This window comes from Paraburkholderia denitrificans, from assembly GCF_042655705.1.
Classification (GTDB): Bacteria; Pseudomonadota; Gammaproteobacteria; order Burkholderiales; family Burkholderiaceae; genus Paraburkholderia; species Paraburkholderia denitrificans.
Window position 1 is genome coordinate 143,915 of record NZ_JBHSMP010000007.1, and the last position, 12,488, is coordinate 156,402.

Below are 12,488 nucleotides of genomic sequence, written 5' to 3' on the forward strand. Positions count from 1 at the left end.
GTCCGGCGATTCTGGAATCTTTGTGGACTTTGACATTGGTCAACCTACAGACTGGCTGGATACGTGGCAAGCGTGCAGACAACGACGTTACCTAGTCGTACGCCAGCTGCCGGCGCTTCGCTACTTCACGCTCGACATCCTCCAGTGCGTAGAGTTTCTGGTTCCCGTAGGGAGTGAGCCAGGAACGCGCCTCCTCCCGAATCGTCCTCGCGATGACGTTGCTTCCGCTAACCAGTTGCGAGACTTCCCCCGCGAAAATCAGCTTTAGTCCCGTGCGGCCTTCAAACTCCGCCCGTGTTTTTTCACGCTGCTGAAGCGGCGGCACCTTCGCGAGCATCATGCTGATCTTATGGCGGCACTTCTCATCGAAAGCTACCTGAGCCGCCACGCAGGCGGCGGGGACACCATCTGGATCTGCCGCAGCCGTGGCAACAAAGCTCGGGAAGTGTTTTTCGGTGATCCGCTTGACGTAGCCTTCGTACTCGAGCTGGAGACCGAACGGTGAAAAAGTGGCAGCGTGCGGGGCTAGCGCCGCCATGGCGGCCGCCTCATCGAAGATAGTGCCCAACTCGAGCAGGCGAGCTTCATTTGCTCGCCGCGTCTTCTTTTCGCATTTCTTGATCGCCCGCGCCTCCGAATCGACACGGCGCTGCTGTGCGACCTTCTCCACCTGGGCGATTCGCTCCGAAGTCGGCACAACGCTGACATCGATTCTCAACGGTGTGACAACGAGCGTTTCCTCAACCCAGTACGCCTCCTCCGGGGCCTCATCTTGGTCACATTCAAAGACCGTGAGATTGCCATCGCTGATCTCGAACGGGCGACCGTACAACTCGTTGAGCTGGTCCCGTGGTCGGCGCGTTTCTACCGATCCCACAAGTTGCCCCCCGTACCAGAACACGACCTTCTTTCGCGAACGAGCCAATGCGACCATCACTTCGTCTGTGAATTCTGGCCGCCGGACCTCAACATAAGCGGCGACGCTTCTCGGGTCGATCCTCGCCATGCCGAACGCGCCCGAAGCATCACACTCCGCGAAAAGGCCGGAGCGACCAGCGCCCGAAGCCTTGAGCACGACGCCGTTGTCGAGAGCGCCGTCCGTGTAGCACAGCAGGTAGTAGTCGCAGTTCTGGCCATCGAAGACTTCGAGGCCGTCTTTATCGAAGTCGTAGAGCGTCCAGGGGTCTTCGCCCGCGATTGCGACGTTGCTGTTCGTGTTCATTCGTAGGCCGTCTGAGCCCTCTCCCGCTTCGGTTTATCTTGACGAGGTGATGCGCGCGGGAATCGTGGGGTCCACCACGTGCTCTTTTACGCAGCCAGATAGCGGTCTGCGCTCACTCGTTTTCCTATGTCAATCGCGCAAGCGGAAGCGATGCTTTTCAAGTTCGTTCCCTGCCAAACAACCCGTCGTGCTCGCTTTATCGGCACCATTTTCCTTTTCTGGCCTGAAGGTGTGCCGTTGTGCCGTCGATTGCTGGAACAAGCGCCATAGCTTTTTCATGGTCGACCGGCTGATTCGACAGCCACTCTGTCTTTAGCCGCGCCAACAGGTCGCAAGTGAGAGCGCCGTACTCGGGAAAATTCCGAAGCTCGTGAATGTAAGCTAGGGAAGGTCTGCAAAAGTCCTGGCGTTGAAGTCTGGTTGGACTATCCTGGGAGATAGGCAAATTTAAGGGGTTCCTCGATGACGCAGCTTGGTCTTGGTCTGGATCTTTCAACGAAACGCACGCGCAAGCGGGAATTTCTCGATGAGATGCGGCGCGTTGTGCCGTGGTCGAGGTTGATTGCGTTGATCGAACCGCACTATCCGAGAGGCAAGACTGGAAGGCCGCCGTTTCCGATTGCGACGATGCTGCAGATCCACTTCATGCAGCAGTGGTTTGGTCTGTCAGACCCAGCGATGGAAGAGGCACTCTATGATGTGCCGCTGTATCGTGAGTTTGCTGGGTTGGACGAGGGCATGACGCGTTTGCCGGACGAGAGCACGATTCTCCGGTTCCGGCACCTTCTCGAAACGCATGGCCTGGCCGTGCAGATGCTCACGCTGGTCAATGAGATCCTGAGCGAGAAAGGCTTGATGTTGAAGGCAGGGTCGGCGGTCGATGCAACCTTGATTTCGGCACCCAGTTCGACGAAGAACGGCTCCGGTACACGGGACCCGGAGATGCACCAGACGAAGAAGGGAAATCAATGGTATTTCGGGATGAAAGCGCACATCGGCGTGGACGCAGAGTCGGGTCTGGTCCACACCGTCATTGGTACAGCGGCCAACGTTCACGACATCAATGCGGCCGAAGCGTTGTTGCACGGCCAGGAAGCGGATGTGTACGCTGACGCGGGATATCAGGGTATTGAAAAGCGCTGCCAGGCGAACCCGGTTCGCTGGCATGTCGCGATGCGACCAGGCAAGCGTCGACAACTGGACCTGAACAATCGTCTGGACGCGATATTCAACCAGATTGAGCGCCTAAAGGCTGGCATCCGCGCCAAGGTTGAACATCCATTCCGCGTGATCAAGCAGCAGTTTGGCTATACGAAGACCCGGTACCGAGGGTTGATGAAGAACACCGCGCAGATCACGACACTGTTTGCGCTGTGCAATCTTTGGATGGCACGCAAGGCTTTGCGCAAAGCGTGAAACGCCCAGAGGTAAAGGCCGTGAGTCTCGGCAACGGAGGTCGTCATGCTTCAAAAACCGGACGACCAACTTGCCAACAGACGCTTACGGCTGATGTGCCCCAAGTGTCAAAAAATCAGCGCTCTGAAAACGAGTTGTGCAGACCTTCCCTAGCTGACTGACAAGCTTGTGCTGCACGCCGCCGTCGTCCGTCCCGCGACTAATCTCGGCAATTATTCGGTGATAAAGCTGAAACTGCTCTCTCGCAGAGGTCTCCCGTCGCTCCGAAAGATAGCGCCACGCGGAAAAACAAATCGCGAGAAGCGGGATAAGTAGGCCGAGAATTGCAAGAACGAGCGCAACAACAGCTACAAGCAGGCTGATCACAGTTGCAGCAGACGCCTGGTCCGCGAGCGATGCAGATCGCAAGCTTACCCAAAGCCCGAGTAGAAACGACATCATCGCTGGTTACTCTCCGATTTCCTATGCGTTAAGTTGCAGCGCTCGGCTCGCCTCTCGAATCCGCCTAGCCGCGTCGCGCGGTGTGTCGGATACCTCTGTCCAGTCGTGATGCCACCATTCGATCACCGCCGCCGCATCACTCAACGAGCGTGCGGCTATTACGTCACGAACTTCGTCTGCAACCTCATCCCACCATGCCGCACCTTCGCCGTCACTTGCGCGCGAGTCAATCGCCTTGCGATAGATCGCCTTGGCACTGTCGAGCGTGATTCGCATTGCGTTTTCCGTCGTCAGTACAAAACTTTGATTGCTGCGGTTATCGCCAGAAAGACCACGACCCAGAGAATGATTGGACCCGAAGCGCCTTTGAAGTGGAATCCGAAGCCTTCGAACTCGATCGGCCCCGACGAGCTCTCCAAAAATACCACTATGCACATGGCCGCGAGTGCGGCGGCTGGTAGACCTATAGCAGCAGGAAAGTGCTCCAGTGCGATGCGGTAAAGCGCAGGATCTTGCATCATGGAAAAAGCGCCGCCCACAAAGAATGTACCCCCGAAGATGATGCCCACGACCAGAACAAGCCAATGTGCAACGCGACGGATTGTTGGTTCACCTTTATTGCTCGCGGTTTGGTCGCTCATTGGCAGCTCCTGTTTTCCTAGTTCACGCTCGTGCTGGTTGGAACCGCCGATCCGGTCCCATTGCACGGCTTGCAAGCGACGAAGCCGGCAAAGCCTGGCCATCCTCCAGTTCCGCCACACAAGGCGCATTCAGTGCCGGCTTCTGCAAGGCTCTCGGCTTGCTTCAACCGTGTCTGCCATTCGGTTTCGCTGATCTTTCTCACCTGTATTTCCCTCTATACATTTTCCTATTCGTCGTCAGCCTTGCCGACTGCAACGCCTTTGATCGAACCATCGTCAACGACACCAATTTGTAACGACTTCCCCTGACGCGGATGCCGCGGGGGGATGCGTGCCGCGATTTCAAGAACGGATTTGCCGCTGACTACCGTGCGCTTGATGAAATGTTCCAACGCTTCAAGCAATTTTCGGAATTCGGTCTCATCTGGAGACCACCCACGGTGAGCTGCTGCGTTCCCCGCGTTCGCCACTGTTGCCAGGACGTTCGCCTCTGTTTCTCCAACAAAGCCACGGTGCCTCAAGCCGTCTACCTTCTTCTCAAGTGACAGCCCGGGGTCGATCTTAAGAAACTCTGTCGTTCTATCAAGAGCCGTCCGGAGTCCCACCGCCGCCAAGATGAGTGCGCCAGCTTCTTTCGCGTCATACGTTTGGGTCAAAATCGTCGCGAGTTGCGGGTCTATACTCGACAAATCCCAAATCCAGTCTGGCCGGCTAGCGGTTTTCTCAGGCATCGGGTAGGTTGTCACGGTGATCGGATGATAATACCCTTGGGCACCATCGACACCCACTCGAACGTCCCAGTCTTCAGAGTCCCAACTACCGCGCCAGTAGAAAACGGTTTCACAGCCCAAGCACTTCAATAGTCGATGATCGACCTGTCCGCTGGTCGCGTTACGCCCGTCTGTCCACTCCCACGGCTCATCAAGCGCACCATGTACGCCGCAGTTCCGTTCACCATCGCATCGCGGACAAACGGCTTTGAAAATCTCCATCGATCTTCACCTTGTAGGGCGGGTTCGGATTTTTTAGCTTGAACGTCCCTTACCGCAGCGGCCGCATTCGTAAAAATGAATGCCGCTATCGTTAAGTATGTAGTGGTAGTGGGTTCCCGGCGCCCATTGATGCCACCCGATGAGGCACGCGAGCCGTCCGATCCATCGCTGCAGCATGCAGCCCTCCTGTTTTCCTAACTTCCTGAGCGTGTCTGTAACCTGAAGCGCTCCTTAGCGGCCTCCCGTATACCGGCGAGTTCCCAGTCGTACAGATCTCGACAGGCAGCTCTGAGAGGGCCCGCATCTTGTTCGCTGATTACCTGTTCTTCTGCCGCCGCGGACAATGTGCCACCGTCAACTTGAACGTAGGCCACAAATTCGCCGAAATAGATCATGATGAATTTCGCATCACCGAGTGTATATACACAAGGTTGTAATGCGACTGGACCGAACGGAAACCGCAGTTTGTAGATGATGATTCGCGGGTCAGTCGATGTACCCGGGTCGGAATCAAGAAGCCGCTGGCGATATTCATCTTCGCGCTCGTCAAGGCGCACGCGAGCAAAATATTCGTGTCCGCACACGGACGCGCGCCACACCATCGACATGACGAATAGTTTCAACTTTTGATAGTTGAAGGTACCGTCACCGACAAGCAGTACGTCTGGGCCCTGCGCCACGCGAGATTCCTGCAGAAACAGTTCCGTGCCGTAGTCGTCCCACGGCTGCATAAGCTTCTCGCATTCTGGGCAGAGAAATCGGCCATAAACCCCGGTCCACACATTCTTCGCGCGACCGTCTGTCGGATACATGCGCACCGTTGCGTCCTCACCATCAGGCCGCAACGGGCTCACGAAGGCACTTGGCACGATATGCGATTTTACAAATGGACCGACAGTGGGACACATTCGACATTCGCCAGCATTGACTTGCACGTTCACGTTTTTTCCCGAGCCGTTCAAAACTTTAGCTGCACCGACGGTAGATAGGCGTCAGTTACAGGGTTCCAGCATTCCAGCGTCGCAGTTTTGCGGATGCAGTCCACAAGGATCGTTTGCGCATGTTGGCGTGGGCACCATATCACCTGCGGAAGACCGAAACCCATGTCCTGAAGTTTGGCGAGGACATACTTCCGCTTTCGAACTGCGTCTTCGGGAAGCTCACTATCGTCGCCACCCGCGACGATCGGGTTAATGGATGAGCGCTCCTCCTGCGGAATCACCTGGTCGACGGCTTCGCAGAAGTCGCCAAAAGTGGGGACATCATCCGCGCCTGCTGTGTGGATCAGACTGACCTGACTCTGGTAGATGATCGCCACACCGATACACGGCCCCAGACCGGACGTCTCAACCACCTCGTCGCTATGATCGACAACATAATGTTCCTGCCCAACGTCCACAGTCTCTGCCCCTCGTTTGCGGCATCGGCATAGCCGGCGCCTGTTGTTTTTCTATGCCTCGCGTCGGGCGATGGAGAGCCCATTTCAAAAGATATGCGAGCGAGCCGTCCTTGCTCGGCGTCCAACGACCGCCTTGCGCTTCGTGAAGAATGCCCTCGAACTCGGTAGCGTCAACTTCGCCGTCCGTGAGCTTTTTCACCAAAGTGTCGGCGATGATGAGTTGTCGCTGCGGCACCGTTTCAATCATTATGGACCACGATCCCACCACCGCCCATGCACTGGCGCCAAAGGCAGCATCCACCGCTATCAAAATCTCATCGCGTGTCATTGTTCCGCTCCTCGTTTTCCGTTGAGTGAAACTCAACCGCGGAGCACATACCACGGCGTCGAGGAACTACCGCTCGGATGACCGAGAGCGGGACATACGTCACCGCCGCGAATCACGAAATGTGGCACCGACGACGTTCCGCCGGGATGGCCACGAGCGGGACATAACTCGTCCCCGCGTAATTCGTAGTGCGGCACCGATGAGCTTCCGTTAGGATGGCCGCGCGCAGGGAAAAGCTCCTTCATTGCTGTTTTCCGATAGGGTTCACTGCGGACTCTGAGCAAGCTCAATAGCTTTTGCCAAAACCTCGATGGGCGGTCCGCCGGCAACTGCGACGAGCATTCGACCAGCACCCGCCCGCGCGGTGGGAAGGCCGAGTAGCTGTGCGGGATCAAGCTCGAGATGAACCATCGAATGCCGCCTTTGAGCAGCCGCTGCCATAAAAGGCGCTAGCGCGATAGCAAGCGCTTTTAGCTCATCCTGACCAGGCGTAATTTTGTCCATTCGCTTTCCTTCCTGAAATGTTGATTACCCGCTGATCGGCCTATCCGCCGGCCTTGCAGAGCGGGCGGTTTGTGCCAACAGGTGGCGGAGCGACTTCTTGGTTGGCGTTTGCGCCGGAGTCGGCCACGACCTCAAGCGCCGACACGAGAAAGCCCTTGCTGCGCAGCGCGCCCTTCGACGTAAGCCACTCACACACCACCTTGTGGGCAACGTTTACTGCTTCCAAAACGATGCGCTACGGCCCCGAGGCCGGCTTGTCCTTTGACGGTCATTACCTGCCGTTTGTCGCGTTCGCGGACCTTGGTACCCGGTTTAAGCTCGATGTCAGTCATTCTCGTTTTCCGTTATAGCGGCAACAGCCCGACGATGGTTGAAGAGGTCGTCAACACGACCGCAATCGCCGTCAAGATCGCGGCAGTACAATTCAATGCGCCCGACTTCTGAGCCGCTTCGATGAAAGCAACGTTCCACCCCAGTTGCTCGAGTTCAGGAATAACCGGTGCCAAGCACCTTCCCAATCTGGAACCGGCGATACGCGACTCGCTTTCCACCAGAAACATGCGGCTGCAATTCCGGATGCAAACACGATAGCGGCCAGTGCGAGCGCGAAAAGATGCATTCAATGATCCCTTGTTTTCCTTGTTGCCGAGCGCGATCGCGGCGGCCGTAGCGATGGGGATCTTCCGTGGCGAACCTTATCAGTCGGTCCAAGACTTATCATCGTCCGTCAGCGCGCGCCAATTATGGTCCCCATCCAGATCGGACAAATCGTCCGCCGTGGTGATGGCTTCAACAAGCGGTGCCTCGAGACGCGAATACGCCAGCAGATAGCAGTCCCCACTAGAACGCGTGACCGTAACGCCGACCGGAACAGGAAGATTGCGCGTCAATTCAACAGCGCCGGCCTTCAGTTGCGCTTTAATCCAACCGATCATCTCATTGCGGAACCGCACCCGCTGCCGGTAGAACGCCTCACCAGACGGAGCACCGATATCGGGACGATTCGTAAGTGTGACGTATTCACGTTGATTAACCGCGTCGCCGCTGCGTTTCGGCATCACTTCCAACAAGCGCACGAAGTAGCCGTCGTGTGAGGAGCGCAACAACACATTGAAGACACGGTCTCTGCCAGCGACGGGCTGGTGCAAACGCCAGCACAGGATACGAGAGTACGTCGGCCCCTCTGCGGCTTGCGCGATGTAACCAGTGGTTTGAGCAATCTGATGCATGTACTTTCCCCGTCTTCCGTAGTTAAAGACGCTCGCCGTCGATGGTGACGATCGCCTTCGTGCCGTCGCGCTCGATCGACACCGTTCCGATGCCGTGATCGTGCATGAGGAGAAAAAGCGGCTTGATTGCGGCATGCATCTGCGCTTGCTTGATTCCGAAGCGCGTGATTAACCTTTGTTCAAGCTCGCTCATTTCCCATTCCGGCCGGAGGGGGACGACATTGTTCATGTTGGCGTCTTCCGTGGTTGCTAGAACACAACTCGAATATCGGCAGGCACGCGATAGCGTTTGCCGCAGTCGTCGCATTCGTGATCTTTGCCGCGCGGGTCAGCGAGCCATCCATCTTGCGATGCGCGGCAATGGGGGCAATCTATCGAGACCGACCAAACCCTCAGGATTTCGGCTTCGACAATCGCAGCGTCGTTGGTGGTTTCGGTCGTCATTCTGCTTTCCCTGATCAGTGAACCCTTCGCCACACGTCATCAATCGCGCCGAAGACAATGGGAACAAAATCATGGCCTTCGAACGACACCGGTCGATCGTCCTTCGGGTATTCAAGCGCGGCAGGCGCACGAAGCATGTCGAGAATGCGTGTGCTGTGCTTGCCGGTTGCTGCCACCTGCGCGAGCACTTCCGCCTCAATCCTGTGCAGGAGCGCCCACGTGAGCACACCCGCGACGCGGTGACGCTGCACCACCGCCGGCACCGCTTCCTGTACCGCCGCATTGGCGGAAAACAGCACATCCATTTTCTGGTCCTCGCATTCCCTGATATCGGCCTGAGCCGCGATTACTTGACCAACTGCATTCCTGCGACTTTCGACGCAGTCACATCGAAGGTTGCCGTGTACTCACATTCGGCCGCGTGCCCGGAGCGCTCGATCAGGCAATCCGCAAAATCCGCCTTGTCGGACGCCGCAAAAACCCGCAGCGCCTTGCGCACCGTATCCGCCCCTTCGACAAGCAGTTCCTTTGTCCCGGCCATGGATTCGAGGATGTCCTTCAACTGTCCGCGCTCGACGCCGTAGCAACGCGCGAGCACCCACACGAGTTCGACCAGCGCGACCTGCGAGACGTAACCGGGGCGCTCGGCCGACAGGGACTCCATGAGCGCCGTCGCCCGCTTCGACTGCACGGCGTCGTCCTGAGCGAAGTAGCGGACCAGTACGTTCGTATCCAGTCCGATCATCGTGCGGACGCTCCCTGCTCGGCGATGGCGCGATTCATGTCCTCAATCGATACTGGCTTGGCGGGCTTCTTCACAATGCCCTTGAGCGACGCGAGAGCGCGCGTGGCCGGATAAACCTCGTACCGGCCTGATTCTTCGTTGAAGCTGAATTCGATCCGGTCGCCGGATTCCAGGCCAAGCTGGTTGCGTACGTCCACCGGGATCGTGACCTGGCCCTTCGATGTAATGGTTGCTGACGGCATGATTGGCCCTCCAATACGCCTTACTTTAAGGTAAGGATGTTGAAAAGACAAGGAAACTCGTCCCGTCGGCGCGGCTGGTCGCCACGCAGTCGAGCCGAACTGGGAGGTGGCAGCCCGGCTGGCGCCGGTGTGGCCTCGCCAGCGGCGGCCCGTTCGCCGCGACAGGGCGCTGGAAACGCTACGAGCCGCCTCAAGAGGCCCTGCCCGGCGTCAAGATGCTGACAACCAACGCCGAGGGCTACGCCGTGTCGGACGCATGCACTGCTCCAGACACGAAAATCGCTCGTCGACATCCTGTGGTCCGCGGGTCATGACGAGTGGCTTCATCCGAAGAACATGACGCGGTCCACTCGATGCTGCAACTGCTTTAGCGAACAAGATGATGGTCAAACCGATACCGGTGTGAGATGCCGCTTATACCACCCCGGACACGAGGTCACCCAGCTTGACTGGGTCGCTGTCGACGAGCCTACGTACTGCCGTGAGCGTCCGGTGACCGGTTAACGCCGCTATATGACGCAGGTCGTAGCCCTTGCGATAAAGCCTGACGGCAAACGTGCGCCGCCCGGCCAATGCGTGCCCCTCCACACCCGCTTGCGAATGCAGCCGACGGAATACCTGGCTCAGGGAATCACACGAATAGTTGACGACACCACTCGCCGACCGCCGTGCGGTCAACCCATAAGGCTCCCCGTCGGCCCGGAGAAAAAGATAGCTCTCCGGATCGAGTGAGCGATACGCCGCCTTGCGTGTCGTCACTCCCTGGCCGCTCGATGCCCTAAAGGCAAGGTATGCATCCACAGCCGCTACGACCTTGGCGTTGACCCAGAACACTGGTCGCTCCACGTTGTTGTGCGCGATCTCCGCACGGATAACGCTGTCGCGTCGCACCCGGCCGGCTTCCGTCAAATAGTCCGTCACTTTCAGTTGGGCCAGTTGGGTCAGCATCGCGCCGGTCCCGTAAAGGACGTATAACAGGGCGACGTCGCGAAGCGGCGACTCCCCCGTTACGGCCGCGATCTTTAGCATGCGGCGCAAATCATGTTCTTCAACGACTGGTGCTTTGGCCATCCGTGAAAATTCCGCTTCGTGGACTACTCAGATAGTACTTCGCATAACAGATGATCACAATGAACCTCAAAGCCGCACGAAACCTGCCAACCTCGGAAAGTTTGCGCGCCCCGGGGCCCTCATCTTCCGGCGGACCACTCTCGCGAACGTCAGCATGGTGCCAGCGGCGCATGTCAATAAAAATTGCGGCTGCTGGTTGACAGATTTCCCGGCAGACCGGGGAAATCAGCAGACCTCGCCATCGCGCTGCTACACAGCATATCCCGGGGCAGCGGTGCACGGATTACCTCTGCGTGTGTCAGCAGGCGTCGAACAAGCCGAAGCGGCACCGGTCACGCGTGCTTCGGTCCACCGGACCTCCTCGACCGGGTGCAGCCAGGCCGTCTACCCGTGCCAGAACCACTGGGCGGTTTCAGTCGCGCTGAAGTGAACGACCTGGCACCGCCCGTGCGCGGTTGCCAACCGGCAGGCCGACTGCGGCGAGAAGGCGCCGGCCCTGTGCGAAGCCCCGCTCGGGGTAGCGCTCAAAAATGCGATTGAACTCCGCGACCAGCGGACGGCACCGCTCCGGCACCGGTGCGTCAGGACCGAGCATCAAGGCGGTTTGGCCGAACCGGACCGGGCCGGCCTTGATCAGCGCACGTAGCCCGGAATTCGCACTCCCGCGACCGAAAAGTTCGACACCGTATGTCCGGATCATGGCGCGCACAATCGCCTCGGCGGCGGGCGTGAGCGGCGGCATCGCCTCAATGAGGCGCAGGTGCGGTGAACGCACGTCCGGCGCGGTGAAGCGTCCGATACCGTCGATGTCATTCTCCAGACGCTGTACCGGCAGATCGGCGGCAAAAAGCAGCAGCCGGATGCGCTCATGCAGCGCATCTTCGGCTGGATCGATGGTTGCCGGGTGTGTCATCTGTTCTTCCTTCTGTTGAGTCAAGCCCCGAACGGGCGGGAAACCGGCACGCAGCCCCACGCGGACCGAAGCCGCGTTGCCGGCGGCCGGGCGTGAGCGGCGGACACGTCAGGTCCGCCGGACATGCCGGTCCGAAATGACCGGGCGCTGCTGGATCCACGCGATGGCGAGCTCCATGGCCCCGTCGCGCGCCTCCTGCGGACCGGCGAAATCTCCCTCGACGCCCAGCGTACGCGTTTCGCCATCGCGGTCGGTGACAAGGACGGCCGCCGAATAACGTCCACTGGCGGTCGGGGTCACAGTCGGCCGGATTTCGCAGCCGCGATACTCCAAGACTTCGTTCGTTTGCATTTGGCACCTCCGGAATCAGGTCATGCCTTGCCTGTGCATGGCGCCAGGATCTCCCGACTGCTCGTTACCGCATGCGACGTTCCGCGCGGCAGGCCACGCTGCCTGACGGCGCCCTCGTCGCGATCGGGAAGCCATTCAGCCGGCGCTTCCCGATACCACGATGTCCGTCGTATTGCCGCCCGGCGCAGCGGGCATGTCGCCCGTGTCGGCGCTCCGCTTCGCCGCGCGCGTCCAGGAGGGCCGGCGCCATGCGCCGTCCGGATGAAGCGTATCGAGAATCGACCGGCCCTTCTCTGTCAGGTGCGCTCGCCGCCGCCCCGCGGCGCCATGCTCCAGCATGACCAGCTGGCGCTCGAGCAGCGCGTCGAGCTCGGCGCGGTTCATGTCGAGCTGGTCCGGCGCCTGGCGGACCAGCATCAGCGTCGCAAATTCGTGTGGGCTGAGCATTTTCCTCTCCTGTCAGCAATGGAACCGTGAGCAGGGACGCGATGCAGAAGAATGCCACGTGCTGCAGGCCGCACGCGGGCCGCGGCACCACGCAGCGGCGCAC

General features: G+C 58.9%; 23 protein-coding genes. 1 reads left to right on the plus strand and 22 read right to left on the minus strand.

Translation table 11 applies throughout. The features are described from left to right. Positions 1-91 precede the first annotated feature (91 nt). Both ACFPTO_RS03855 and ACFPTO_RS03860 read right to left on the minus strand, forming a co-directional pair. Positions 92-1,222: a hypothetical protein gene (locus ACFPTO_RS03855; protein ID WP_377709583.1), complete on the minus strand. Its 1,131-nt coding sequence runs from the start codon at positions 1,220-1,222 to the stop codon at positions 92-94. 129 nt (positions 1,223-1,351) lie between these two features. Continuing rightward, positions 1,352-1,501 (minus strand): hypothetical protein, encoded by a 150-nt coding sequence (locus ACFPTO_RS03860; RefSeq protein ID WP_377709585.1) that lies wholly within the window; start codon positions 1,499-1,501, stop codon positions 1,352-1,354. Between the two features lie 183 nt (positions 1,502-1,684). On the opposite strand from ACFPTO_RS03860, the gene ACFPTO_RS03865 reads away from it, so the two are divergent. Then, complete coding sequence (locus ACFPTO_RS03865; protein WP_377709587.1) at positions 1,685-2,638, plus strand: IS5 family transposase; 954 nt, start codon at positions 1,685-1,687, stop codon at positions 2,636-2,638. 84 nt (positions 2,639-2,722) lie between these two features. Here the strand turns inward: ACFPTO_RS03865 and ACFPTO_RS03870 are convergent, their stop codons facing one another. The 20 genes from ACFPTO_RS03870 to ACFPTO_RS03965 all read right to left on the minus strand — a co-directional run bounded on the left by ACFPTO_RS03870 (position 2,723) and on the right by ACFPTO_RS03965 (position 12,385). Further along, the gene (locus ACFPTO_RS03870; RefSeq protein WP_377709588.1) at positions 2,723-3,079 is read right to left on the minus strand and encodes a hypothetical protein; all 357 of its coding nucleotides are present in this window, start codon (positions 3,077-3,079) and stop codon (positions 2,723-2,725) included. 21 nt (positions 3,080-3,100) lie between these two features. Then, complete coding sequence (locus ACFPTO_RS03875) at positions 3,101-3,355, minus strand: hypothetical protein (protein ID WP_377709590.1); 255 nt, start codon at positions 3,353-3,355, stop codon at positions 3,101-3,103. 14 nt (positions 3,356-3,369) lie between these two features. Beyond that, positions 3,370-3,720, minus strand: a complete 351-nt coding sequence (locus ACFPTO_RS03880) for a hypothetical protein (protein WP_377709592.1) — start codon at positions 3,718-3,720, stop codon at positions 3,370-3,372. A gap of 227 nt (positions 3,721-3,947) precedes the next feature. Beyond that, a complete protein-coding gene (locus ACFPTO_RS03885) occupies positions 3,948-4,712 on the minus strand; it encodes a DUF4145 domain-containing protein (RefSeq protein ID WP_377709593.1) in 765 nt (254 codons plus the stop codon). Positions 4,713-4,906: 194 nt separating this feature from the next. Further along, entirely contained in the window at positions 4,907-5,653 is a 747-nt protein-coding gene (locus ACFPTO_RS03890) for a hypothetical protein (RefSeq protein WP_377709595.1), read from the minus strand. A 17-nt stretch (positions 5,654-5,670) separates the two neighbouring features. Then, the gene (locus tag ACFPTO_RS03895; protein ID WP_377709597.1) at positions 5,671-6,030 is read right to left on the minus strand and encodes a hypothetical protein; all 360 of its coding nucleotides are present in this window, start codon (positions 6,028-6,030) and stop codon (positions 5,671-5,673) included. 43 nt (positions 6,031-6,073) lie between these two features. Next, on the minus strand, positions 6,074-6,439 hold the full coding sequence (locus ACFPTO_RS03900; protein WP_377709598.1) for a hypothetical protein: 366 nt from the start codon (positions 6,437-6,439) through the stop codon (positions 6,074-6,076). Positions 6,440-6,703: 264 nt separating this feature from the next. Next, positions 6,704-6,943, minus strand: a complete 240-nt coding sequence (locus ACFPTO_RS03905; protein ID WP_377709600.1) for a hypothetical protein — start codon at positions 6,941-6,943, stop codon at positions 6,704-6,706. Between the two features lie 188 nt (positions 6,944-7,131). Continuing rightward, the gene (locus ACFPTO_RS03910) at positions 7,132-7,275 is read right to left on the minus strand and encodes a hypothetical protein (RefSeq protein ID WP_377709602.1); all 144 of its coding nucleotides are present in this window, start codon (positions 7,273-7,275) and stop codon (positions 7,132-7,134) included. Between the two features lie 12 nt (positions 7,276-7,287). Then, positions 7,288-7,503 carry a hypothetical protein gene (locus ACFPTO_RS03915; protein ID WP_377709604.1) on the minus strand — a complete coding sequence of 72 codons (216 nt, stop codon included), beginning with the start codon at positions 7,501-7,503 and terminating at the stop codon, positions 7,288-7,290. Between the two features lie 138 nt (positions 7,504-7,641). Further along, the gene (locus ACFPTO_RS03920; RefSeq protein ID WP_377709606.1) at positions 7,642-8,172 is read right to left on the minus strand and encodes a hypothetical protein; all 531 of its coding nucleotides are present in this window, start codon (positions 8,170-8,172) and stop codon (positions 7,642-7,644) included. A gap of 22 nt (positions 8,173-8,194) precedes the next feature. After that, on the minus strand, positions 8,195-8,365 hold the full coding sequence (locus tag ACFPTO_RS03925; protein WP_377709608.1) for a hypothetical protein: 171 nt from the start codon (positions 8,363-8,365) through the stop codon (positions 8,195-8,197). A 56-nt stretch (positions 8,366-8,421) separates the two neighbouring features. Continuing rightward, a complete protein-coding gene (locus ACFPTO_RS03930) occupies positions 8,422-8,616 on the minus strand; it encodes a hypothetical protein (protein ID WP_377709610.1) in 195 nt (64 codons plus the stop codon). A 14-nt stretch (positions 8,617-8,630) separates the two neighbouring features. After that, entirely contained in the window at positions 8,631-8,921 is a 291-nt protein-coding gene (locus ACFPTO_RS03935) for a DUF2471 family protein (protein ID WP_377709612.1), read from the minus strand. Positions 8,922-8,962: 41 nt separating this feature from the next. Next, positions 8,963-9,361, minus strand: coding sequence for a PIN domain-containing protein (locus ACFPTO_RS03940; protein ID WP_377709614.1), 399 nt, complete (start codon positions 9,359-9,361; stop codon positions 8,963-8,965). Continuing rightward, complete coding sequence (locus tag ACFPTO_RS03945) at positions 9,358-9,603, minus strand: AbrB/MazE/SpoVT family DNA-binding domain-containing protein (RefSeq protein WP_028224935.1); 246 nt, start codon at positions 9,601-9,603, stop codon at positions 9,358-9,360. Before ACFPTO_RS03945 ends, ACFPTO_RS03940 begins: the two co-directional genes overlap by 4 nt. 414 nt (positions 9,604-10,017) lie before the next feature. Beyond that, positions 10,018-10,674, minus strand: coding sequence for a tyrosine-type recombinase/integrase (locus tag ACFPTO_RS03950; RefSeq protein ID WP_377709617.1), 657 nt, complete (start codon positions 10,672-10,674; stop codon positions 10,018-10,020). A 412-nt stretch (positions 10,675-11,086) separates the two neighbouring features. After that, a complete protein-coding gene (locus ACFPTO_RS03955; RefSeq protein ID WP_377709618.1) occupies positions 11,087-11,587 on the minus strand; it encodes a hypothetical protein in 501 nt (166 codons plus the stop codon). Positions 11,588-11,695: 108 nt separating this feature from the next. Then, the gene (locus ACFPTO_RS03960; protein ID WP_377709620.1) at positions 11,696-11,938 is read right to left on the minus strand and encodes a hypothetical protein; all 243 of its coding nucleotides are present in this window, start codon (positions 11,936-11,938) and stop codon (positions 11,696-11,698) included. Positions 11,939-12,073: 135 nt separating this feature from the next. Then, complete coding sequence (locus tag ACFPTO_RS03965) at positions 12,074-12,385, minus strand: hypothetical protein (protein ID WP_377709622.1); 312 nt, start codon at positions 12,383-12,385, stop codon at positions 12,074-12,076. Positions 12,386-12,488: the final 103 nt, after the last annotated feature.